This is a genomic window from Helicobacter felistomachi (assembly GCF_030296895.1).
Lineage (GTDB): Bacteria > Campylobacterota > Campylobacteria > Campylobacterales > Helicobacteraceae > Helicobacter > Helicobacter felistomachi.
Genome location: NZ_AP028022.1, coordinates 1,634,178 through 1,655,527 on the forward strand (window position 1 = coordinate 1,634,178; position 21,350 = coordinate 1,655,527).

Sequence of the window (21,350 nt, forward strand, 5' to 3'; positions counted from 1 at the left end):
AAACCCAAGTGGTTATAGGTCTCATCAAAAGCGTTGCTTTTGTTCCCAGCTCTAAAACTTGTTCTAGCTGTGGAGCACTTAAAGAGGATTTGAGCCTAAAAGATAGAGAGCGGGCCTATAATGCCTGCCAAAATTATCTCTCTTGTGGCTTTTCTTTGGATAGAGACTTCAATGCAAGCATTGATGTTCATAGAGAGCGGGCTTGCTCTTGGAGTCAAGGCTGTAAAACATGCCTAGTGGGCAAACCTTGATGATTCCACACTCCCCCTAGCTTTAGCTAGGGGGAGTGTGTCAAAGTCACACGCCTAAAAACCCTCCCTAAACACAAAAGAAAGAATCGATTCATTTTTTGCTCCCTATGGTGCGTTTTCTAAGCTGGTCTGCTTAAACCCCTTTTCACGCACATGCGTGCATAATCTCAGCCTTCAGGACTGGCTAAATCTCACCTGCAAACTTGCCAAACTTTACCCGCAAGTTCTTTTCATTCTACCCACTTATCAGGGCAATCCCATTGCCCTTGATTTCACACCCACACTGCCTAATATTGTGGTTTTTAAAAACAATCGCGATTTATTCAACATGGTTGAGCTCATCTCCCGCCTTTGGCTCCTCATTTCGCCCAGCACGGGCAACGCCTATATTGCCAACAACCTTAAAATCCCCCTACTTGGACTCTTTAGCAAGAGGGATCGGGTGCTTTGGCAGGGAGAGAACATGGAGCTAGACAAGCTCATCACCTTGCAAAAACCCAAAATAAAAATGAGTAAAGAACAAGAAGAGGGGGCAATTACCCAAGTGGTGCTCACTTTTAAGTTACTTTTTGAGAAGTCAAACACACAATGGTGAGAGGAGTTTTTGGCTTATAGGTTGTGTAGATTGCGCACTTTAGTGTAAGCCACCCCGACAATAGGGCAAGTACACAACCCACCAAAGTGGTTTCCTTTTACATTTTGTGTGTATAATTTAAGATATTTTAGAAAGGAAGCCCATGTCTATCACACTGATCAACAATGAAACAAACGAGAAGTTTGAGTTTGAGACCATCCATTGCACCCGTGGTCCCAATGCGATCGATTTCTCTAAGCTTTTTGAAACTTCGGGAATTTTTTCTTACGATCCGGGTTACGCTTCTACGGCTGGGTGCAAATCCACCATTAGCTATATTGATGGCAAAAAGGGTGAGCTCTACTATAAGGGGCACCCCATTGAAGAGCTGGTCGCCAAATATAAATATGTGGATGTGTGTAAGCTCTTGCTCACCGATGAATTGCCAAAAAATGAGACCGAGTCGCTAGAGTTCGAGTTAGAACTACGCCACCGCAGTTTTATCCATAGAACCTTGATGAACATGTTTTCCGCCTTCCCCACAAACGCCCACCCTATGGCAAAACTCAGCAGTGGAGTGTCTATCCTCTCCACTTTTTATTTCGATCACGCCAGAATGGACAGCGAAGAAGACCGCCAAACAATGGCAAGGCGCATTGTGGCAAAAATACCAACCCTAGCGACCATTTGCTACCGCAACGAGATTGGCGCGCCCATCATCCACCCCGACATCAGCCGCAGCTACATTGAGAACATTTTATTCATGCTAAGAGCCTACCCGCACGAGCGGCTTAAACATGGTCTCAATGGCGAGGTGGAGATCACCCCCCTAGAAGTGGAGGCTTTAGACAAAATCCTCACTTTACACGCCGATCACGGGCAAAACGCTTCCACCACCACCGTGCGCAATGTTGCCTCTACGGGCGTGCACCCTTATGCGGCGATCAGCGCAGGCATCAGCGCACTTTGGGGGCATTTACACGGCGGGGCAAATGAAAAGGTCTTAAACCAACTTGAAGAGATCGGCGATGTGAAAAATGTAGATAAATACATCGCACGGGTGAAAGACAAAAACGACTCATTTAAACTCATGGGCTTTGGGCATCGGGTGTATAAGAGCTACGATCCACGGGCAAAGATCCTAAAGCGACTCAAAGACGACTTGCAAGCCAAGGGGATTAAAATGAACCCCAAACTCGATGAAATCGCCGCTAAAGTCGAAGAAGTCGCTTTAAAAGACGATTACTTCATTGAGCGTAACCTCTATCCTAATGTAGACTTTTACTCCGGCACGATTTTGCGGGCCCTGCAAATCCCCGTGCGCTTTTTCACCCCGTGTTTGTGATCGGGCGCACGGTGGGCTGGTGCGCCCAGCTTTTAGAGCATGTCAAAAACGCCCAAGCTAGAATCGCCCGCCCTAGACAGGTTTACATCGGTAAATAGGTTTTAATGTCCTTTCGTGTCGCGCCCCTGCCCCTCAGCTGGGGCTTATTGATCTACAGCGTTGTCTCTTTAGTTCTCTTTAACCTGCCCTTGCTGGGATTTGTGCTGAGAGAAAATGGGGGCTTTAGCGTGGCTTTTAGCGTGTGCGCCGCCTACATTTGCACCACAAACATGGTCTTTGCGATTCTGTCGGTGTTTGGCTTGGTCGTGCTGCGTTTTTTGCTTGCCCTTTTTAGCCTGCTCAATGCCCTAGCCCTTTACTTTGTTGGCACTTACCACGCCCTATTGACAAGAGAAATGATGGGCAATGTCCTCAACACCAACTTCAATGAAGCCAGTGCCTTTTTAGGTGGGCATCTGTGGGCTTATGTCTTGCTAGGGCTTGTTGTGGGGGCTATCTTTTGGGCCTTGCCCTTAAAAACAGCTCCCTTTAGAAATAAAGCCTATTTTTTCTTAGGCTCGGGGCTTGTCTTCGCGCTGTGGGGGGCAACGCACACAAAACAATGGCTCTTTTTTGACCGCCATGCTAAGGCCATCGGCGGGCTGGTTGCGCCCTATAACTATAGCATCAACACCGTGCGTGCCGCCCTGCTCTCCTTAAAAACAACCCCCTTAAAACGCTTTGGCTTAGTCCCTATGCAGGTGCAGGGGCGGGTGGTGGTGCTAGCCATTGGCGAGAGCGCAAGGCGGGCTAACTATGGCATCTATGGCTACAACAGGCCCACCACGCCCAAATTGCAAGAGCTTTTAAACCGCCACGAAATTTTAGCCCTTAAGGCCACCTCTTGCGCCACCTACACCACCGCTGCACTGGCGTGCATTTTAAACGCCAAGAGCGGGTATGAGAACTTGCCCTTGTTCTTGCACCGACAAGGGATTAAGGTGGTGTGGCTGAGCCTTAATGATGGGCCAGGACCCATGGATGTGGACTGGGAACCTGCTAAATCTATGTGGCAAGAGTGGCTGAAAGAAAGAGGGGTTGCGCCTAAGATTTTAAACTATGATGAAGCCCTAGCTCTAGCCTTGCCCCATTTGTTTGAACGCTACCCTAAAGACAATTTATTGGTGATCTTGCATCTCAAGGGCTCGCATGGCCCGCTGTATGTGGATAAAATCCCCAAGGACTTCGCTCCCTTTAAACCCATTTGCACCCACAATGAGCTCAACACTTGCCAAACCTCACAGCTCATCAATGCCTACGACAACACCATCGCCTACAACGATCGGGTTTTGGATTTAGCCATCCACGCTTTGCACCACACATCCCGCCAAGCGGTGTTGCTCTACATGAGCGATCACGGCGAGAGTTTGGGCGAACATGGGTTGTATCTACACGGCACACCCTATTTTATCGCCCCCGATTTTCAAAAACAAGTCCCCTTCATTGTTTACATCAACCCCGCCTTCCAAACGAGTTTGCAAGCCAAACCTATAAAACCCAACTACCATCAAGATGTGATTTTTTCCAGTGTCTTGCACGCCTTTGGGTTGCAAAAAAGCCCCGCTTATAACCCCCATTTGGATATTTTCCAATGACGCTTAAAACCCTTTGTTTAAGCAGTCTGCCTAAGCACTTACCGATCAAAAGCATTGTGCTTTTTTTCCTGCTCTTTTTGGCGGGGGTCATCACCCCCTTTCCCAAGATTGCCAAACAGCCCCAAGTCCCCACCGCTTTTAGCGTTACCGAGCATTACGCCCGCTTCATCCCCACCATCGCCTCTTTTGCCCTGCCTTTAGCCAAAAGAGACATTGTGGGCTTGGTGCAAATCATCCATGTCAGCATCGCCACCACGATCGCCACACACGCGCTTAAATGGGGGTTAAATGATGTCGTGCTTTTTGGGCGGCGTTTGGGCGAGCGGCCCAATGGGAGCAACAAGAACATGCCGAGCGGACATTCTTCGATGGTCGCTTGTGCTTTGGGCTTTTTAGTGCGCCGCTATGGGTGGGGGTGGCTAGGCTTTTTGCCCCTAGCCCTCTTAACAATGGGCGCAAGGATTTATCTTAATGCGCATACTATCGGGGCACTCATTGCGGGCTTTAGTGTCGGCATTTTATGTGTGTTGTTTTTAACCAGCCGCTTTAAGTAGGCTTTCTATAAATCTCCGGGTGGGTGCTTTTAAAGCGCCGGTGGAACCAAAACCAACTCTCAGGGTGTGCTCTAATGATTTGCTCGCTGAGTGTGGCTTGGGCTTGCGTGGCTTCTTGGATGTCGGCTTGGCTGTCTTCTGTGATGTTGATTTTAATGGGGGGGTAGTAAGTTACGAAGTAGTGGCTGTAATCCTCGTTAAAGTCAATGATCACCGCCACAATGTCTATGTTGTAACGGCGGGCTAAAATAGAGCCTATGGTCGTGTGGGTCGCCTTATGTCCGAAAAAATCCACCTCCACCCCCTCTTTGGGCGAAATGTTTTGATCGACTAAAATCCCCACCAAGCCCTTGCCTCCATTATAGACTTTTAAGAGTTCTTTAAACGCTCCGACTTTGTTGATAAAACGCACCCCAAAAGCCTCTCGGTGTTTAACAATCAAGCGGTTAATGCTCTCAAATTTCGTCAAACGCCCCAAAGACCCCCGATCGTATTGGGCATAATATTGTGCCAAAGAAGTCCCCACCGCCTCCCAGTAGCCAAAGTGCATGCCCATCACCACCGCCTGCCCGTTCTTGGCTAAAGACTTTAAGACATTTTCTTGGTCGATGAGCGTGAAGCGGGCATCGTAAATGTCTTTAGGTAGAAACTCCACCCGTACGCTCTCTAAGATGATGAAGGCGAAGTTTTGGTAAGCCCTTTTAATGATCGCTTCTTTACGGACGTGATCCATTTCGGGGAAAATAAAGTCTAAATTCGCCTTAGCATCGTAGTAACGCCTCTTGTCTAGCTTGTAAAAGACAAATCCCAAAGCCCGCACACAGCCCACAAACCAAGAATGGGGCAAGCGTGCCAACACAAAGCCCAATCCATTTAAAGCCCACTCTAAAACCTTGCCCCAAAATATCCCCCACTCCCTTTGAATACCGCTCTCTTTAGCCAAGTTTGTTTGTCCCTTTCAATATGGTTAGCACCGCCTCTTGAATGGCAAGGGGCGGGATGTCCTTAATAGAGTGGTCGTTTTTGTTGTAGTCGGCTTTAGGGTTACCCACTAGGGCAACATGCCCTATGCCCTTTAGTTCAAATCTCTCTTTAGGCGTGTTGCCATACAGAGTTACCGAAGGGATTTTTAAAGCCCACGCTAAATGCACCACACCCGTATCTCCACCCACCACCACACTCACCCTAGCCACAAGGGTTTTCACCTCTTCTAGGCTTAAGGGGGGCAAAAGTGTAACTTGCACTTGGGGGCTTAAATCGGTGTAAAGCTCTTGGGCTTGCTCTACATGGGCGTGGCTTAGGATTAAAATTTCTAGCCCGTGATTCCTCAAGGCTAACCCCACTTGCTTAAAGCCCTCTAAAGGGTAGGTTTTATGCACCTTAGAAGTTTCTAGCACAAACAAAACCTTGGGCGTGGGGGTATTTAAGATCGGCTCTAACTTAGGGCTGTTGGGGCAGAAAAAGGCGAGGTTTCTAGAGGCTAAAGTGTCCCCCCACTCTTGTGCCCCAAAGGCAAGGTTAAAGGCGCAGTGCAAGACCTCTTCGTTGCGCTTTAGAATGTGGGCATTGTAGGGGATAGCAGTTTTATGGGTGTAAAAGAAGCTTGCGAGCTTTTCTCGAATGGAGTGCTTGTCAAAACCCACAAAATATTTAGGCTTTTTCTTTGCCAAAAATAGCCCGATTAAAGCGGATTTTAACAACCCTTGCATGTCAATGATGAGATCAAACACCCCCAAAGAGCGCAAATGCCAATAAAAACGCCAAATTTTTAGGGGGTTTTTGGAGCGCAAGGTTTTTTTGTAGGGCAAGGCGTGTAAGACATCAATGTAGGGGAGTTTTTGAGCATAGGGGCAAAGTTTTCGTCCACAAACCAATGAATCTTAGCCCCCTTGTAGTGTTGCTTCAAAAAGGGTAAAAACACGGCACTTACGATCACATCGCCTAGGGCTGAGAGCCGAATGATGGCGATTTTCATACAAACTCAATTTCAAAGGGTACGGGTTTGGTGAGTTTGGCGGCGATCTCTTGGCATAAATAGGTGTCGCTCGGGCATTTGATTTGTAGGGTCTTGTGTTTTAGGCTGTAGTGCGTGCCTTTGGGCACGCGGGCTAGACACATGGTTTCAGCAAGCCCTAGAATGAAACTGAGCCACTGCAAGGTCAAAATGGGGGGCATGATGGCACTGATGTGGGCGATGTTGCTGTCTCTTGGGATTTTCTTGTGGCTAAATTGCACCAATAGGCAGATGATCGCCCGATCTTGGTGGGAAAAGCCATAGCTCAAAGAGTGCAAACTCAAATACGCCCCGTGCTTGTGGGCATTGTAGAAGTTCAGCACCTTACCAATGCTAGAGAGTTGCCCCGCGATTTTTAAATGGTATAAATATTTTTCATGAATGCCATGCAAGGGTTGCAGAGCTTCAAAGAGTTTGGCACATTCTTTTTTGACTTCTTGGCTGTGTTTAGAGTGGGGCAAGAAGCGATCAAGGAGCGATAAAATGGAGGGGTTAATGCCCTTAGGAAAGCTGTGATTGTGGCTTCTTAGCATGTCGCTTAAAAACACGCCCTCTCTCACACCCACCCCACTAGCCACAATGGTGCTCGCTTTAAAATGCTCCAAAAACATGGTGAAAATCAAGGTCCCGCTGCGGATGCTGTCTTTGCGATCCTCGCTAATGCCAAACTCGGCAAGTTGCGACTCGCTGCTTTTTATGATTTGTTGCATCCAATGCCAGTTGCTTTTGACATCCATTTCATAGCCGTGGATCACATCAATGGGGTAGTTGTTTTGAAACATACCGACTTTAGCCAGAGAGCGGATCGTCCCGCCCACGCCAAAGACACAGCTTGTTTTGAAGTGGGGGGGGAGCTTGGCTAGTTCTTTTTGGATAAACTCTTTTGCCAAATTCAAATCTAGGTTTTTGTCAAAAAACAACTCTTTTAGGCGGATGGTGCCTAGATTGACCGAGATCAAATCCTTGATTTTACCATTTTCAATCAGCGCACACTCGGTGCTCCCCCCGCCTATGTCAATGGTGATCCCATCTCTGTGGTGCAAGAGATTCGCACACGCCACGCCCCCATAAAACGCCTCTTTCTTGCCATCAATGACCTTCACCTGCAAACCACATTCTTGCTTGACAAGGGCGACAAACTCTTTAGAGTTGGGCGCATCGCGCACGGCTGAAGTTGCCACGCATAAAATCTTACGACTCTTGTATTTTTCAGCAATGTCCTTAAAGTCGCTGAGTGCCCGCAACGCCCGTTTTAGTGGGGCTTTTTGCAAAACTCCCTTATGCTCGTAAGTGCCTTGCGAAATGCGTACTTTGGCCTTGATCTCATAGAGCAGGTAAAAGCCAAATTGGCTCGTTTTCTTAAAGATCGCCATGCGTACAGAGTTCGAGCCAATGTCAATGATGGTGGTGATTTTTGCCATAAAAGTCTAGATTTCTTCGCGCAGGCTTTCGTACTTGTACTGCAATTCCTCTTGGGTTTCGGCGTTGTTGGGGTCGGGCACAATCGCATCTACCGGGCAAATTCCGACACAGCTAGGCTCATCGCTGTAGCCCACACACTCGGTGCACCGATCCGGGTCAATGCAATAAATCGGGTCGCTTTCATCAATGGCTTCTGTGGGGCACTCCTCCCGGCACGCATCGCAAGCAATACACTCTTGACTAACCAATAAAGACACGAAAACCCCTTTTTTGTAGAATTTTTAGCATGCGTATTTTTACTAGAGTTTTGCTAAATTTTCTCTAAAAACTCCCCAAAAAAGCCCCTAAACACCGCACTTTTATGGAAAAGCAACGCACAAGCTCACCCCGACCAACGCCTTTTGGCAAGCTTGGGGTTTTTTGATCGCCATGGTGATTTGCGTGATGATGGGAAAACAGGTCTTAAGCCACGCTGTGATTTCGCTTAAGGCCTCCTCTAAAAGTCCGTATTGTGTGGTGGCCAGTTTGTTTTGCACCACCTCTAAAATGTCCATGTAGTCTAGGTGGTTTTGGGGGGTGTAGTTGTACTCAATGCTTAAATCCACAATCAAGGGCTGCGGGGCTTTTTTCTCGCTCTCTAGCACCCCAATGATGGCATCAATTTGGTAATCTTGTACGCTTAGGGTCATAAAATCTTGCCCTCTTGCCCGCTTAAGAGATTGAGTAGATTAGACCAATGCTTGTAAAGTGTGAAAACAAAAATCAGCACCATGGGCGTTTGCGTACCGACCTCATGTACAATATTAATGGGAGCGGGCAAGAATTTAGGCATGAAAAAAATGAGAATAGTCGCCGTGCCGACCCCCACAATGGACGCTAAAGACGAGATTTTAAGCCCCTTGCCGATCACCGCCCACAAGGCAAGCCCGATCAAACTTTCTACCGGGATCAATAAAAGCACCGCCCCCATTGTGGTGCTGACCCCCTTACCACCCTTGAAGTTTAAAAAAGGCGAATAGCAATGTCCCAAAATTGTGGCGATGGCGACCATCCATTGTGCCGCAAAGTTCAAGCCTGCTATTTTGGCAAGCAACACACAAAAAACCCCCTTCACTAAGTCCAAGATCAAGACAAGAGAACCGATTTTTTTGGCCTTATCCGGGTCAATGTTTTTAAGCACCCGCACGACATTAGTCGCCCCAATGCCCCCACTCCCGTGTGCTGTAACATCCACCTTATACATGACCTTCACCAGCCAATACCCAAAGGGCATGCCCCCCACCACATAGCCCAAAATATAAAAAATGACATTGATATTCGTCAAAAAGTTCAAGAGACTATCCATAAACTCCCCTAAAATTTAAACCCCCATTATAACCAAATTCAAAACGACTTGAGATAAGCCCCCTTGATGAAGACATGGTTCTTGTCGTTAAAGAGAAAATTAACCTTGTAACTCTCTTTAATCTTTTGCTTTTTATTTGGCAAAATGTGGCGCACGACTAGCTCAATGGGGGGCAGTTTGAGCGGGGTGTGGGGCTTGACCTCAAAGGCTAAAAAGAGGGGCTTATTATGCACCTTGTCCCAGCCTGTGCGCCATCTAGGCAAGGTGCTTTGGCTCTTTAGCAAGCGATCGCCCACCTGCAACACAAAGGACGCGAGATAATACACCCCCGGTTCTAAGTAGCGTTGCTCTATTTTGGCTTTTTTAAAAGGGTCTTTAAACAGCAACAACACCCAGTTATTATCGCCCAGCACAAACTCCTTAGACGGCTTGTCGCCTAGTTTTCGCCAGTAAGTCTTCACCACACCCCCTTGATGGGCGATGTCAAAGGTTACCAAACTCGCACTAAGGCTGTGTTTCATGGCACACGCCCCCAAGAGTAGCCCGAGCAAAATCACATAAAATATCCGCACAAACCGTCCTATTTAATCAAGCTAGAAATGGCTTTAAACTGCGGGTGGGTGTAGGTTTGTAGCCAAGAAAAGGCACACATTTCAATGGAGACAATCCTCGCCCCCTGTGTGCGTAAATCCTCTAGGGCTAGGGTGCAATCCGTGGGCTTTCTTGAGCCCACACATTCTGCCAGCACGCTCACACTAAAACCCGCCTTTAAGTAATCCAGCACGCTTTGATACACGCACACATGCGCCTCAATGCCAAGCACAAACAAGGGGGCTTTAGGCAAATCCAGCACTCGGTAGGCGCTAAAGCTCTCTTTGGTGGCAATCGTTTGGCAAAAGGGGTTAACCTCTTGCAAAGTTGCGCCCAGCTTAGCGGGGTTTTGCTCTGTAGCGACAATGGGGATTTTAAGGGTTTTCGCGATTTGCAAAAAGCGTAAAGAGTTTTCTAGCAACGCCTCTTTTTGGGGCATGGCCTGAAACAAACGCTCTTGTAAGTCAATGAGTAAGATAATGGGGGGGGTTTCTTGGGTCATGTCAATCCTTTTTTGAAAGCCCCTATTCTAACCCAAAATGTCTAAAAATTGAAAGATTGATTAAATGGTACCAAAAGTCGGACTCGAACCGACACGGAGTTGCCTCCACCAGATTTTGAGTCTAGCGTGTCTACCAATTCCACCATTTTGGCTTTTTGCACTTAAGTCTAACGACCAAGCCACTAAAACTATGAACGCACAAACACCACGCATGCGAACAGACACTTCGCGTTGATTTTTGCAAACCTTCGGTTTTGCGTGTGGTGCACTGAGCGAGACTCGAACTCGCACGGGTTGCCCCACCACCCCCTCAAGATGGCGTGTCTACCAATTCCACCACCAGTGCTTGTATCCCCCTCCCTTTTGATTTTAGGCCAAGAAAGGGTTGCTGTAAATCGCCACGATGGCAAACACAAGGGTGTAAATCACTTGCGCCTCAATCATCGCCATCGCGATGAACATGGTGGTGAGTAATTTACCACCCACGCCAGGATTGCGGGCTGTGCCTGTGATGGCGGCGGCGGCGGCGTTGCCCATACCGATTGCGCCCCCGCAGGCAGCCACGCCTAGCCCCACAACCGCCCCCACGACAGAGTAGGATTTAATCATATCCACCCCGCTCATATCTGCTCCAAAGGCTAGCCCTAAAGCTCCTAAAAAGAAAAGCACAAAAAACTTCATACCGCCACAACCTCGCTTTGCTATTTAAAATCTACACAAGCCCCAATTATAGCAACTCTAAGCTTAAGCTAAAATGACATGCACCTTGCCCTGCTCAATTTTAGAGATTTCACACAAAAGCGGCGCGCCATTTTCTAGGCTTTCTAAGTCCAAATCCCCCACATTGCTCTTATGCAACAAGGCATCACCCCCTGCCTCTAAGCGCACAAACACGCCAAAATCCACCACCCGTTTGACAAAGGCTTGCACCTTTTGCCCCACGCTCAAATTTTGCAGTTGCAGGGCTTGGTTGATGTACTCTTTAGCCTGTGTTGCCGCCTCTTGCATACCCCTGATCGCTACAAGCCCGCTTGTTTTGTCTAAGTCAATCTGCACGCCAAAGCGTTGCAAAATGTCTTTAATGTGCTTGCCCCCGGGACCAATGAGCGCGCTCATTTTCTGCGCGGGGATGTAAAAACTCTGGGTGGTGGGTAAATTTGTGTTGATTTGCATGGAGACCACCGCCTCTTGCATGCGCTCTAGCACCACCAAACGGGCTTCTTTGGCCTGCTCTAAAATCTCTGCCAACCACTCTAAAGGCAAGCCCGCCAACTTTGTATCCATTTGCATGGCGACCACGCCCTCACTTGTGCCCGCGATTTTAAAGTCCATGTCCCCTTGCATGTCCTCTAGGGCACTGATGTCGCTTAAAATAGCGTGCCTTGTGCCATCAAAGACAAGCCCCATCGCCACGCCAGCCACTAAGGCGGTGGGCTCAATGCCGCTCGCCTTTAGAGCTAAAGAGCCGGCACACACGCTCGCCATGGAGCTAGAGCCATTGGACTCTAAAATCTCAGACACAAGGCGGATCACGGGGGCGTTTTCGGGCAAAGAGCAAGCCAATGCCTTTTGGGCTAAATACCCATGCCCTAGCTCGCGGCGGCTGGGCGCATTAAGCGGGGCCGCCTCCCCCACGCTAAAGGGGTAAAAATTGTAGTGGAGCATGAAGCGCTCTTTGCTGGGGCTTGCCTCTTGCAAGCCAAAGTTTTGTTTGGCATCGCCCTCGGCCCCCAAAGTGCAGGTTACTAGAGCTTGCGTGTGCCCCCTTTCAAAAAACACACTGGAGTGGCAAGTTGGGAGTAGGTTTGTGTCTATGCGTATGGGGCGGATTTGCTTTAAACTCCGTCCATCCGCCCTCTCTTGTCTGTCTAAAATGCTTCTATGCATTTGTTCCTTAAAACAGGCGTGCAGGGCGTGTTGTAACTCTGTGGGGCAATGCTCGTTCAGCTCATGGGCGATGTGATCTAAGAGGTGTTCTAGCTGTGCGCCCCGCTCGCTCTTTGCCATTAAGGACATGGTTTCTAGGATTTGGGGCTTAAAGCGGGTGCTTAAAATCTGCATTAAATGGGGGTTTAATGGCTTTTCTCGGGGGGTTTCTAGTTTGGCTTTTCTATGGGGGGCAAAATGCTCGGTGTAAAGGGCACATTGGGTTTTAATGTGGGTGTGGGCGGTGGCAAGTAGGTCTAAAAGCTGCGCCTCGCTTAAGGGGTTGTGCGCCCCATTTGCCTGCATTTCTATCATTAAGATCTTATCCACACTGCCTGCCACAAAGAGATCGCCCTTTTCCTTTAAGCGCATGGCATGAATCGTTTCTTCCACGCCCACATTGGCTAAGTAAAGGGCACTTGCCGCGGCGTTTAGGGCGCATACTTGTAAATCGCTTTCATAAGCGTGGCTTAGCAGCAAGAGCGTGATTTGTGTGGGATGGCGGTAGTTTTTGGCAAAAAGGGGGCGCAAAGAGCGGTCAATGAGCCTTGAAGTCAAGGTTTCAAAGTCTTCCATTTTGCCCTCACGGCGGGTAAAACTGCCCGGTAGCCTACCCACAGCATAAGCCCTTTGGGTGTATTGCACGCTTAGGGGCAGAAAGTCCTCTTCTACGCTTTGTGGCTCCACCACCACGCTGGCTAAAATCGTAGTGTCCTTATGGCGGTAAAGCAGGGAACTTGTGGCCTGGCGCGCCATGTAATCTAAAATAAATTCTTCGTTGTTTATGTTAATTTTTTGCATCATTTCCTTTCATTTGGGCTTCTTCAATTTTCTTTAAAATGGCTTCAATCTCGGTGGGCTCAATTTGTATCGGGGTTTTGTAGTAGTGGTCTATGCTGACAAAATAATCGGGGCGGTACACGCTCACCACCCCATCGCAAAGCATGGCTAAGGCATCCGCCACACTCTTTGGCAAAATAGGCGTGAGTACATAAATGTTTTTAGACGACTTTGCCATGCAGGTTTGGATGGCTAAATTCGCCGTGATGCCCGTTTCAATGCCATAGTCTATGATGAAAACATTTTTATTTTCAAGGGATTTGATCGTGTTGCCCTTGCGGTATTTATAAATCTTAGATAAAATCTCTTCTTCATACACCCGTTTAGCTTCCCCATAGACATAATCTAGGGTGATTTCAAAAGAGTTGATTAAATTCTCGTTCATTAAAATATCCATGCTCTCGCTCACTAAGGCAATTTCACACTCTCGATTAAGGGGGGCGTAAATGGGGGCAGTGAAAAGAAAATCTAGGGGGGTGTTTAGTTTTTGCGCCAAAACATGGGCGAACTTCAAGCCCTTTAGGCTTGTTACGAGCATTAAGGCGTTTTTGGTGTCTAAATGGCGGATTAAAATCTCATTCATCAGCAACTGCAACGCGTCTTCAGGGCTAGCAAACATGAAATCATCGACTAAATTACTCATTCAACGCCTCAATGATCGGTAGGTGATGTTGGTTTTGGTGATGGGTGAGAAGTCTAGGGTCAATTTAATATAGTTGTTCTCATACACCCTTAAGGGGTCGGCGGGGTTACTGGTTAAAACGGGGCGGCGTTGGTTGACAAATTGTAGCCCGATGCCAAAACAGCGGATTTGTTTAAAAATGCCGATGCGCCAATTTAAAATCACATTATTTTCAATGTCGTAGCCCACCGAAGCGTTTAAAGAAAACCACCGAAAGTCGTTGCTAAGGCCGGCCTTTAAATAGTTAGAGTTGTTTGTCGAGATTTTATTAATGCCACTTTCATCGAAGTTCTTTTTAAGATAGTAGGAAACGTTTGCGCTTAAAAATTTACGGTGGTAGTTGGCGTTGATAGACGCTTCCTCTAGACTGTTGTAATACCACGAATAAAAGATAGTCCCGTAAACATCAAGCCCTCTTAAGGGCGAAAACCCGATTTTGCTCTCCATCGGTGAGCTGGCGATAGAAGTTGGGTCAGCAAAGTTTAGCACCTGGCTAATGCGCCAGTAGAGCAACTCTTGCCCCCCTAGTCCATAGAGATACTGCGTTAAGTTCAAATAAAGTTGGCTGTTAGAAGGGTTTGGGGCAAAAAGCAGGGAGGGATTCCACACGGCATCGTACAAACGCCCCCCCACGGCGTAGTTGCTGAGCGTGGGCGAAGTGAAGTTGTTAAGTGCCTGTGCGCTTAAATCATACATTTGTGTGTCAAACAGCCCATTAGCAAAGGTGTAGTAAGCCCCGCTAAGTAGGGCTTGAAATTGGATGGTGTGTAAGAGCTTGTGATACTCTCTAGCTAGGTCGGTGTTTAAATACAGGGCATAGGAGCTAGAAAAGTAATTGCCAAACTCTTTGGATTGTCCGCTCACCTGCGGGATGTAGCTTGTTTTAGTGTTGAGTATCGCAAGGTTGCTGAGTTGCACCGTGTTCCACAGCCCCACAGAGAGGTATTTTTTAAACATGGAAAATTGCAAGCCCAGGGGGACATTGATGGTGTTTTGGGCGTAGCCATAGCCCACTTGTCTCACGACATTGTGGAATTGATAATCTAACGAGTAGAGCAGGTGTTTCCAACCCAAGGTGTTGAGGTATTTGTGGTATTGCAAATTTGGTAGGGATTGGAAGGTGTTGTTGTTGTTGATTTTATTCAGATTTAAAAAGTATTTGAGGTAAAAGCCGTAAAAGTGGTTGTTCGTCTGCACATAGTAGTTGCCCCTAGACATGTGGGTCGCGTCCGTGATGCGCTTATTCACCTTCTCAAAGCGCACATAGTCTAGGTCGTTCATATACAAGAAGTCTAAATAAAAGGCGTTGTCTAGGGGCTTTTTTAGTCCAAAATATTTTTGCAAGGCTTGGCGGCTGGCGTGCAAAACTTCAAACCCAAAGACATTTTGGTTTCTTAAGTCGTATTTTTTAGTGTAGGCGTTGTAGTTGCGAAAATACCGCGCGTTGAATAAAAATTTATCTTGATGGGAGTTAATCAAACGCCCTTCAAAATTTAAGCCCAAACCCCTTTTAGAGCGGATCTGCGGAGTCAACGTGATGTCCCACGAATCTTTGGGGGCAATGTAAAAGGGCTGTAAATAAATAAAGCCGGCGAGGTTAGAAGTCCCAAACTCAGGGTAGAGAAACCCACTAGAGCGTTTGGTGCTTGTAGACGTGAAAAGATAGGGCAGGTAAAACACGGGGATTTTGCCTAAATAGATTTTGGAGTTGACGAGGGACAAATGTTGTTTGTCGGCGTTGTACTTGCCCGAAGAGGCGTTGACATGCCAAATGGGATTTTCAATGTCGCAACCGGAGGTGGTGAGGTTTTTGATGTAGTAGTGGTTTTTTTGCGAGTGGGCGATGTCCGCGCTGATCCAAATGCCCGTAACGCTGTCTTGCACATAAAAGGGGAACATGAGGGCGTATTTGTCGTCCATACGCACCTTCATGTGCTCGCTTTGCACCAAGAGTCCCTCGCCCCGATAGACTTTGACATGCCCATCCATCGTGGCTTCTTTTTTCTTCGTGTCGTAGCTCACTTTGTCCGCCAAAATATAAACATCGTAATTGAGTAAGACCGCATGCCCCGTAGCCGTAACAACATTGTTCTTAGCGTCCACACGGTCGGCTAGTAGCTCAAAGATTTTATGGTTTTTCTTGTCAAACTTTTGCACGGCCACTTGCTGTTGCTTGCCAAACAACACACCCAAGAAAAGAACAATGATAAAAGTACCGCGCCACACCACTCATTTAGACACGATGGTAAAAGTCTGTGCGTGTCTGTCATAAAAAGTCCGCCCAAATTTATCCCTAAAGAAATAACCTAAGGGGTAAAAAAGCAAGAGTTCCTTCAATAAATACCGCCTTAAACGGGCGGCAAATAGGGGCTTGTCTAGACTTTTAAAGTCCAAGACCCGTAAGTGAAACACGAGTTTGCCTACACTACTTGCAAAACCCAGCATAGACAAAGACTCGTAAACCACATGCACCGCCACAAAGGCGCATAAAAAGCGCAAAAACACGGAGTGCAGGGGTAAGTAAGGATGCAAATCCCACGCCAAAAAACAAATCAAGAGCAAATCCACCAAGTAAGCCCCCACCCGCCACCAAAAGGGGGCGATCACGAGCCTTTCCTTGTAAATTTTCTCTTCTAGTTTGGCATCCAATCAAAGCACTCCAATGTCCTCACGAAACTGCATGCCATCAAACTGCACCTTCTTTACTAGGTGGTAGGCGTGGCTTTTAGCCTCAGCCAGCGACTTGCCCCAACCCACACACACGCACACCCGCCCCCCGCAACCAAGAACACCCCATTCTCTTGTGTGATTTTGCCTAAGTCCAAATGGGCGTTTTTCTCATCAATGGGGTCTATGTAGACGCTTTGTCCTTGCGAGATTTGGTGGGGGTAGTCTTTGCTTGCCAAGACCACGCCCAAGGCATGCTGTGGGTGCAATTCTAACTCCACCTGCGCCAAATTGCCCTGTAAGGTGGCTTCTAATAAGTCCAGTAGAGGGGTTTTAAGCAAGGGCAAGAGCACGCTACACTCAGGGTCGCCAAAGCGCACATTAAACTCCAACAAATAAGGCTCTAAAGCCCTTTCTTGCTCCACGAGCATGAGCCCCGCATACAGCACCCCCACAAAGGGCGTGTTCTGTGCGTGCAAGGCGTTAAGGGTGGGCTTTAAAATGCGCTCTACAAGCTTTTCTTTTAGAGTGTCATCCCATAGGGGAGGGTGCAAACGCCCCCATCCCCCCCGTGTTCGGTCCATTTGGGTGCAATCTTTTATAATCGTGGCAAGCCGGCAAAAGTAAAAAATCTTGTCCACTCACAAACGCAAACATGGACAGCTCAACGCCGTCTAGAAACTTCTCTAAAACGACTTTAGAATGCACTTTAAACAAGCTTTCTAGAGCCACTTTGGCTTCATTTTCACTCTGCACTATAGCCACACCCTTGCCCTGCGCGAGCCCATCGGCTTTGAGCACCACAGGGTAGCCAAAGCTTGGGACTAACTCTAGGGCTTCTTGCACGCTTGTGGCGATGGCATAAGGGGCGGTGGGGATATTATGGGTGGTGGCCAGCTCTTTAGCAAAGCTCTTAGAGCCCTCTAATTTGCTCACTTGCTTGCTTGGCCCAAAGACCGCCACGCCCGCTTCTTGCAAAAAATCCGCCAAACCCCCCACCAACGGCCCTTCCGTCCCCACTAGCACGAAATTAATCATCTTCTCTTTGGCAAAAGCGGCGATCTTGGCGAAGTCTGGCAACAAGACATTTTCGCCAATGCTCTGCGTCCCGCCATTGCCCGGGCAAAAGAACAGCTCGCTCACTCTAGGGTCCTCTCTTAGCTTGCGCCCTAGTGCATACTCGCGCGCTCCGCCCCCAATGATTAAAACTTTTCTCTTCATTCAATCCCTAATGTCAATCGCCCAAACGACCGTTACCTGTGTGCTTAGTTCAACAAAGCTATAAGAGGCAAGAGGGTTTTTTTAGGGGGCAGATACAAGAAATGCCCATCACACCAAAACCACTACAACAGCCTCATAAAAAAGATAAACGAACTTGCCCTATTATGAAACACGCATCGTTCAGGCTAAGAGCCCATTATACCCCATTTTTGCTTAAGGGCTGTGGATAAAATACCCGACTCAAATACAGCCCACTAGAGGGGGCTAAGTCCATGCACACCCGCCTTTTGAGCGCAAGTTGTGCCCTTAAATCTGCAAGGCTCAAGCACCCTAAAGAGTGTTGCAACGCCGCCTTAAGCATCAAGCGCACCTGTGCGCGTAAAAACCCATTAGCTTCCAAGACCACCACTACAAAATCTAAGCCCCTCACATGAAAGGGGTAACAAAAGGCTTGATAGAGCACACGGCTTGTGTGCTTAGGATCGCTGCCCGTTTTGCAAAAATATTTAAAGTCATGTGTGCCGACAAAGCAATTTAAGGCTTCTTGCAAGCTTTTAAGGCTGCCATGCGGGCAAAAGGCCACGTAACGGGCTAGAAAGGGGCTTAGGGGGTTTTGGGTGAAAATGTAGCGGTAACGCCTTTTGTAGGCGTGAAAACGGGGGTGAAAGTCTAAATCCACTTGCTCTAAACTTTGGCAAACAATGTGGGGGGTAAGTTTGGGCTGCAAATGGGCGCGTAGTTTAGGTGTGCTCCAAAATTTAGGGGCATTGAACGCCACGACTTGGCAGGTGGCATGCACGCCCTTGTCTGTGCGTCCTGCGGCGCTAATTTGGCTAGAGATATTTAGTCTTTTTAGCGCATTTTCTAGTGTGCCCTCTATGGTAGGATAGCCCTCTTGCTTGGCAAAGCCCATGAAAGCACTGCCATCGTAGGCAAGGGTGAGTTTAAAGCGGTGCATCAATAAAAGCGCACAATGATGCGGCGATACAGCGCATAAGAGCCTAAAAACCACACAATTGGCAAGGTGATGGTGCCGATGATGGGCGCGTCTTGGCTGATGACATGCATGCCTAAGAAGTAAAGCCCCACTGCCAAAAGCACATAGACATAGGATAAATTCTTAGAAAAGCGGGGGTTAGAAATGCCAAAGACGGGGATTAAAAACAAACTAGCTAGGGGGAACAGGGCGACTAAAATAGCTTGTGTAAAACGGCGTTGTTGGTTTTTGTCTGGGTGCGTGCCAAAAGCCTTCTTCCAATAGCCTATATAGTCGTGTCCATGCACATAAGCGGCGTTTGTGCGCGCGGATATGCTGAGTTTATTGCGTAAATTTAATTGTTGAAAGGTGACTTTGCGTAACTGCCCTTTGTCGGCAAAGTAGGCGTTGCCATGATCTAATTGTAAGCCAAAGACTCCATCGGTGTTTTTCACCTCCCCCTTTTGGGCGATCATAAAACTCTCGAGGGCTAGCCCCTTATGCGAGAAGAGCACCAAATCGCTAAAAACCCCCCCCTCTTTCTTGCCTACATACACCAGCCAATCGCCCAGCTTTTGTCCAAACTCCCCCGCTTGGATATTGACATCAATGTGGTCTTTTTTATCTCTAATAAACGAGTAGTAGGCACTCTTAGAAGCGGGGATTAAGATTAAAGAAAAGACTAAAAGCACACCGCTAACGAAGACACAAAGGGGTAAAAAGGCTTGCACGATTTTTTTAGGCGCGATCCCTAGCGAAAAGAACACCAACAGCTCGTGGTCGTAGGAGAGCCGTGCTAGCCCAATGGCGCAAGCAGCAAAAAAGGTGATGGGGATGATGAAAAATATCGTGCCGGGCAATGAGTAGGTGTAAAGCTGCACCAAGTCTAAGAAACTCAGTTTCACCACTAAGGTAACGCTGGCGATGCCTATGAGCATGATCATGGACGCGATGAAAAAGAGCACCAAAAAGAACGAAAAGAAAATTTGCGAAATGGCGTTAAACATACAGGTTTTAGCCAAATCCACGCTCGCCCCCTAAACCCCCCGCTCTACGCCATTTAACACCGGCACAAACTGACACTTCTCCAAGCGCTCGGCTAGCAAACGCCCATTTTGTTTGGCAAAACGGGTGATGGTTTGCGTGCGGTTTTCTAGCATGGGAGCTAGTAAAATCCCCCCCTCGCTTAGTTGCTCCACAAGGGCACTAGGGATGTGCGTGGCGCACGCTGAAAATAAAATGCGCTCAAAGGGGGCAAATTCACGCCAGCCCTCTTGCCCGTCTGCTAATTTTGTGTGGATATTCGTTACCTTTAAACGCCTAAAGCGCTCTTTGGCCTGCACCAACAGCTTTTCAATACGCTCAATGCTAAAGACACGGCGCACCAATTTAGAGAGCACCATTGCCTGATACCCGCTCCCACAGCCGATCTCTAGCACGCTATCGACCCCCTTTAGCTGTAAATACTGCGTCATTTTTGCCACCGTGAGCGGAGAGCTGATAAACTGCTCGCCATCTAGGGGCAGGGCGTTTAGGCTGTAAGCCAGGTGTTTAGGCGACACAAACTCTTCTCGATTGATCGCACAAATGGCCTCTTCAACGGGCTTTTCTAGGGGGAAGTGGCGGGCAATCTCGGCACACATATGGGCGTTTTTTAGGCTAAACAACTAAAACCCCTCAAAGCTAATGCTGCCCTTAGAGTAATTACTGACCCGTGCCTCAAAGAAGTTAGAGCGGTGGCTGTTGAAGTTGGCAAATTGCTCGACCCAACGGATGGGGTTTTTGGTGTGGTACAGCTTAGGCAGCCCCACCACGGCTAAGCGGGTGTCGGCTAAATACTCTGTATAGGCGCGCAAAATTTTAGGGCTTAAGTCCAAAATCTGCCCCTGCGTGATGTATGCCCCCCATGCGCTCTCCAAATCCACGGCTTGCTTAAACATGTCCACAACCTCTTCAAGCAAATCTGGGGTGAAAAGATCGGGGCGCTCTTTACGCAAAGAATTGATCATGTTTTGGAATAAGCTTAGGTGTGTTACTTCATCTCTTTGGATGAAGCGGATCATTTGCGCTGTGCCTAGCATACGCCCACTGCGTGCCAAAGCGTAAAAGTAGCTAAATCCGCTGTAAAAATAAATCCCCTCTAAAATTTGATTGGCGAACAACGCCTTTAACAGATTGCGCTCGGTGGGCTCTTGAGATAAGTCCATATAAATTTGGGCGATGCAATCGTTCTTGTCTTTGAGAGCGGAGTCGGTGCGCCACATTTCGTAAATCTCATCGCTGTTTGCGCTAATGCTCTCCACCATCACGGCGTAGCTGTGGCTATGCAATGCCTCTTCAAAGGCTTGGCGCACCAAACATAGATTGATCTCAGGGCTGGTGATGAAGGGGTTGATGTTGTCGATGAGATTGTTTGTTTGCAAACTATCCATGAAAATGAGTTGGGCTAGGGCGCGATCGTAGCCGACCTTTTCTTGTGGGCTTAACTTCAAATAGTGAGTCTTGTCCCCTTGCATGCCCACTTCTTCAGGAAACCATGTGTTTGTCAGCATAGTTTTCCAAAGTTTGCTCGCCCATGGGTATTTGATTTGGTTTAAATCAAACATGCTCGTGGGGTTGCCCCCAAAGATTTGGCGCTCCCCCGCATGTTCCTTCGATTCGGGGTTGTAGATTTTTTTACGGCCCAACGCTTTCATTTTCACTCCTTCAAAAGGGGCTTAGTATAATCTAAACTAGCTTATAAAATGGACTTTGGCTAAATTTAAGCCTAATTTAAACTTCTAAAGGTTAAGATTCTAGCTTTTAT

General features: G+C 47.8%; 23 protein-coding genes, 2 tRNA genes and 2 pseudogenes. 5 read left to right on the plus strand and 22 right to left on the minus strand.

Features of this window, described 5'->3' with window-relative positions; genetic code table 11:
- Positions 1 to 8: 8 nt before the first annotated feature.
- From QUE23_RS10240 to lpxE, 5 genes and pseudogenes are all read left to right on the plus strand, one after another.
- Entirely contained in the window at positions 9 to 251 is a 243-nt protein-coding gene (locus QUE23_RS10240; RefSeq protein ID WP_286349221.1) for a zinc ribbon domain-containing protein, read from the plus strand.
- Between the two features lie 157 nt (positions 252 to 408).
- A complete protein-coding gene (locus QUE23_RS08675; protein ID WP_286348619.1) occupies positions 409 to 846 on the plus strand; it encodes a hypothetical protein in 438 nt (145 codons plus the stop codon).
- 142 nt (positions 847 to 988) lie between these two features.
- Positions 989 to 2,268 (plus strand): annotated as a pseudogene (locus QUE23_RS08680) (citrate synthase).
- A 6-nt stretch (positions 2,269 to 2,274) separates the two neighbouring features.
- Complete coding sequence (locus tag QUE23_RS08685; RefSeq protein ID WP_286348620.1) at positions 2,275 to 3,804, plus strand: sulfatase-like hydrolase/transferase; 1,530 nt, start codon at positions 2,275 to 2,277, stop codon at positions 3,802 to 3,804.
- Positions 3,801 to 4,358: a lipid A 1-phosphatase LpxE gene (gene lpxE / locus QUE23_RS08690; RefSeq protein WP_286348621.1), complete on the plus strand. Its 558-nt coding sequence runs from the start codon at positions 3,801 to 3,803 to the stop codon at positions 4,356 to 4,358. Before QUE23_RS08685 ends, lpxE begins: the two co-directional genes overlap by 4 nt.
- Here lpxE and QUE23_RS08695 read toward each other — a convergent pair.
- The 22 genes and pseudogenes from QUE23_RS08695 to QUE23_RS08800 form a co-directional block, all read right to left on the minus strand.
- The gene (locus QUE23_RS08695; RefSeq protein WP_286348622.1) at positions 4,351 to 5,301 is read right to left on the minus strand and encodes a lipid A biosynthesis lauroyl acyltransferase; all 951 of its coding nucleotides are present in this window, start codon (positions 5,299 to 5,301) and stop codon (positions 4,351 to 4,353) included. The two genes, lpxE and QUE23_RS08695, sit on opposite strands and share 8 nt — an antisense overlap.
- Positions 5,294 to 6,333: pseudogene (gene waaC, locus QUE23_RS08700) on the minus strand (lipopolysaccharide heptosyltransferase I). The gene QUE23_RS08695 and the pseudogene waaC overlap by 8 nt, the downstream one beginning before the upstream one ends.
- Complete coding sequence (locus QUE23_RS08705; protein WP_286348623.1) at positions 6,330 to 7,793, minus strand: Ppx/GppA phosphatase family protein; 1,464 nt, start codon at positions 7,791 to 7,793, stop codon at positions 6,330 to 6,332. The pseudogene waaC and the gene QUE23_RS08705 overlap by 4 nt, the downstream one beginning before the upstream one ends.
- Before the next feature lie 6 nt (positions 7,794 to 7,799).
- Entirely contained in the window at positions 7,800 to 8,051 is a 252-nt protein-coding gene (locus tag QUE23_RS08710; RefSeq protein WP_053828833.1) for a YfhL family 4Fe-4S dicluster ferredoxin, read from the minus strand.
- A 102-nt stretch (positions 8,052 to 8,153) separates the two neighbouring features.
- Positions 8,154 to 8,483, minus strand: coding sequence for a dihydroneopterin aldolase (locus tag QUE23_RS08715; RefSeq protein ID WP_286348624.1), 330 nt, complete (start codon positions 8,481 to 8,483; stop codon positions 8,154 to 8,156).
- Entirely contained in the window at positions 8,480 to 9,139 is a 660-nt protein-coding gene (gene plsY, locus QUE23_RS08720; protein ID WP_286348625.1) for a glycerol-3-phosphate 1-O-acyltransferase PlsY, read from the minus strand. The genes QUE23_RS08715 and plsY overlap by 4 nt, the downstream gene beginning before the upstream one ends.
- Before the next feature lie 38 nt (positions 9,140 to 9,177).
- Positions 9,178 to 9,711 carry a hypothetical protein gene (locus QUE23_RS08725; RefSeq protein ID WP_286348626.1) on the minus strand — a complete coding sequence of 178 codons (534 nt, stop codon included), beginning with the start codon at positions 9,709 to 9,711 and terminating at the stop codon, positions 9,178 to 9,180.
- Between the two features lie 8 nt (positions 9,712 to 9,719).
- Positions 9,720 to 10,232 (minus strand): isochorismatase family protein, encoded by a 513-nt coding sequence (locus QUE23_RS08730; RefSeq protein ID WP_286348627.1) that lies wholly within the window; start codon positions 10,230 to 10,232, stop codon positions 9,720 to 9,722.
- Between the two features lie 65 nt (positions 10,233 to 10,297).
- A tRNA-Leu gene (locus QUE23_RS08735) sits at positions 10,298 to 10,384 on the minus strand.
- Between the two features lie 109 nt (positions 10,385 to 10,493).
- Positions 10,494 to 10,578: transfer RNA gene (locus QUE23_RS08740), tRNA-Leu, on the minus strand.
- Positions 10,579 to 10,601: 23 nt separating this feature from the next.
- A complete protein-coding gene (locus QUE23_RS08745) occupies positions 10,602 to 10,913 on the minus strand; it encodes a F0F1 ATP synthase subunit C (RefSeq protein ID WP_053828868.1) in 312 nt (103 codons plus the stop codon).
- 63 nt (positions 10,914 to 10,976) lie between these two features.
- On the minus strand, positions 10,977 to 12,959 hold the full coding sequence (locus QUE23_RS08750) for a polyribonucleotide nucleotidyltransferase (RefSeq protein WP_286348628.1): 1,983 nt from the start codon (positions 12,957 to 12,959) through the stop codon (positions 10,977 to 10,979).
- Positions 12,946 to 13,641, minus strand: a complete 696-nt coding sequence (locus QUE23_RS08755; protein WP_286348629.1) for a phosphoribosyltransferase — start codon at positions 13,639 to 13,641, stop codon at positions 12,946 to 12,948. The genes QUE23_RS08750 and QUE23_RS08755 overlap by 14 nt, the downstream gene beginning before the upstream one ends.
- Positions 13,642 to 15,909: an LPS-assembly protein LptD gene (locus QUE23_RS08760; protein WP_434801986.1), complete on the minus strand. Its 2,268-nt coding sequence runs from the start codon at positions 15,907 to 15,909 to the stop codon at positions 13,642 to 13,644.
- On the minus strand, positions 15,910 to 16,329 hold the full coding sequence (locus QUE23_RS08765) for an RDD family protein (RefSeq protein ID WP_286348630.1): 420 nt from the start codon (positions 16,327 to 16,329) through the stop codon (positions 15,910 to 15,912).
- Positions 16,330 to 16,419, minus strand: coding sequence for a hypothetical protein (locus tag QUE23_RS08770; protein ID WP_286349455.1), 90 nt, complete (start codon positions 16,417 to 16,419; stop codon positions 16,330 to 16,332).
- Positions 16,386 to 16,901, minus strand: coding sequence for a hypothetical protein (locus tag QUE23_RS08775; protein ID WP_286348631.1), 516 nt, complete (start codon positions 16,899 to 16,901; stop codon positions 16,386 to 16,388). The genes QUE23_RS08770 and QUE23_RS08775 overlap by 34 nt, the downstream gene beginning before the upstream one ends.
- A complete protein-coding gene (locus QUE23_RS08780; protein WP_286348632.1) occupies positions 16,879 to 17,568 on the minus strand; it encodes a phosphoribosylamine--glycine ligase in 690 nt (229 codons plus the stop codon). The genes QUE23_RS08775 and QUE23_RS08780 overlap by 23 nt, the downstream gene beginning before the upstream one ends.
- Before the next feature lie 196 nt (positions 17,569 to 17,764).
- The gene (truA, locus tag QUE23_RS08785; protein ID WP_286348633.1) at positions 17,765 to 18,526 is read right to left on the minus strand and encodes a tRNA pseudouridine(38-40) synthase TruA; all 762 of its coding nucleotides are present in this window, start codon (positions 18,524 to 18,526) and stop codon (positions 17,765 to 17,767) included.
- Positions 18,526 to 19,566 (minus strand): LptF/LptG family permease, encoded by a 1,041-nt coding sequence (locus QUE23_RS08790; protein ID WP_286349456.1) that lies wholly within the window; start codon positions 19,564 to 19,566, stop codon positions 18,526 to 18,528. Before QUE23_RS08790 ends, truA begins: the two co-directional genes overlap by 1 nt.
- A 15-nt stretch (positions 19,567 to 19,581) precedes the next feature.
- Entirely contained in the window at positions 19,582 to 20,211 is a 630-nt protein-coding gene (locus QUE23_RS08795; protein ID WP_286348634.1) for a protein-L-isoaspartate(D-aspartate) O-methyltransferase, read from the minus strand.
- Positions 20,212 to 21,240 (minus strand): ribonucleotide-diphosphate reductase subunit beta, encoded by a 1,029-nt coding sequence (locus tag QUE23_RS08800; RefSeq protein ID WP_285757868.1) that lies wholly within the window; start codon positions 21,238 to 21,240, stop codon positions 20,212 to 20,214. It lies immediately after the preceding gene.
- Between the last annotated feature and the right edge of the window lie 110 nt (positions 21,241 to 21,350).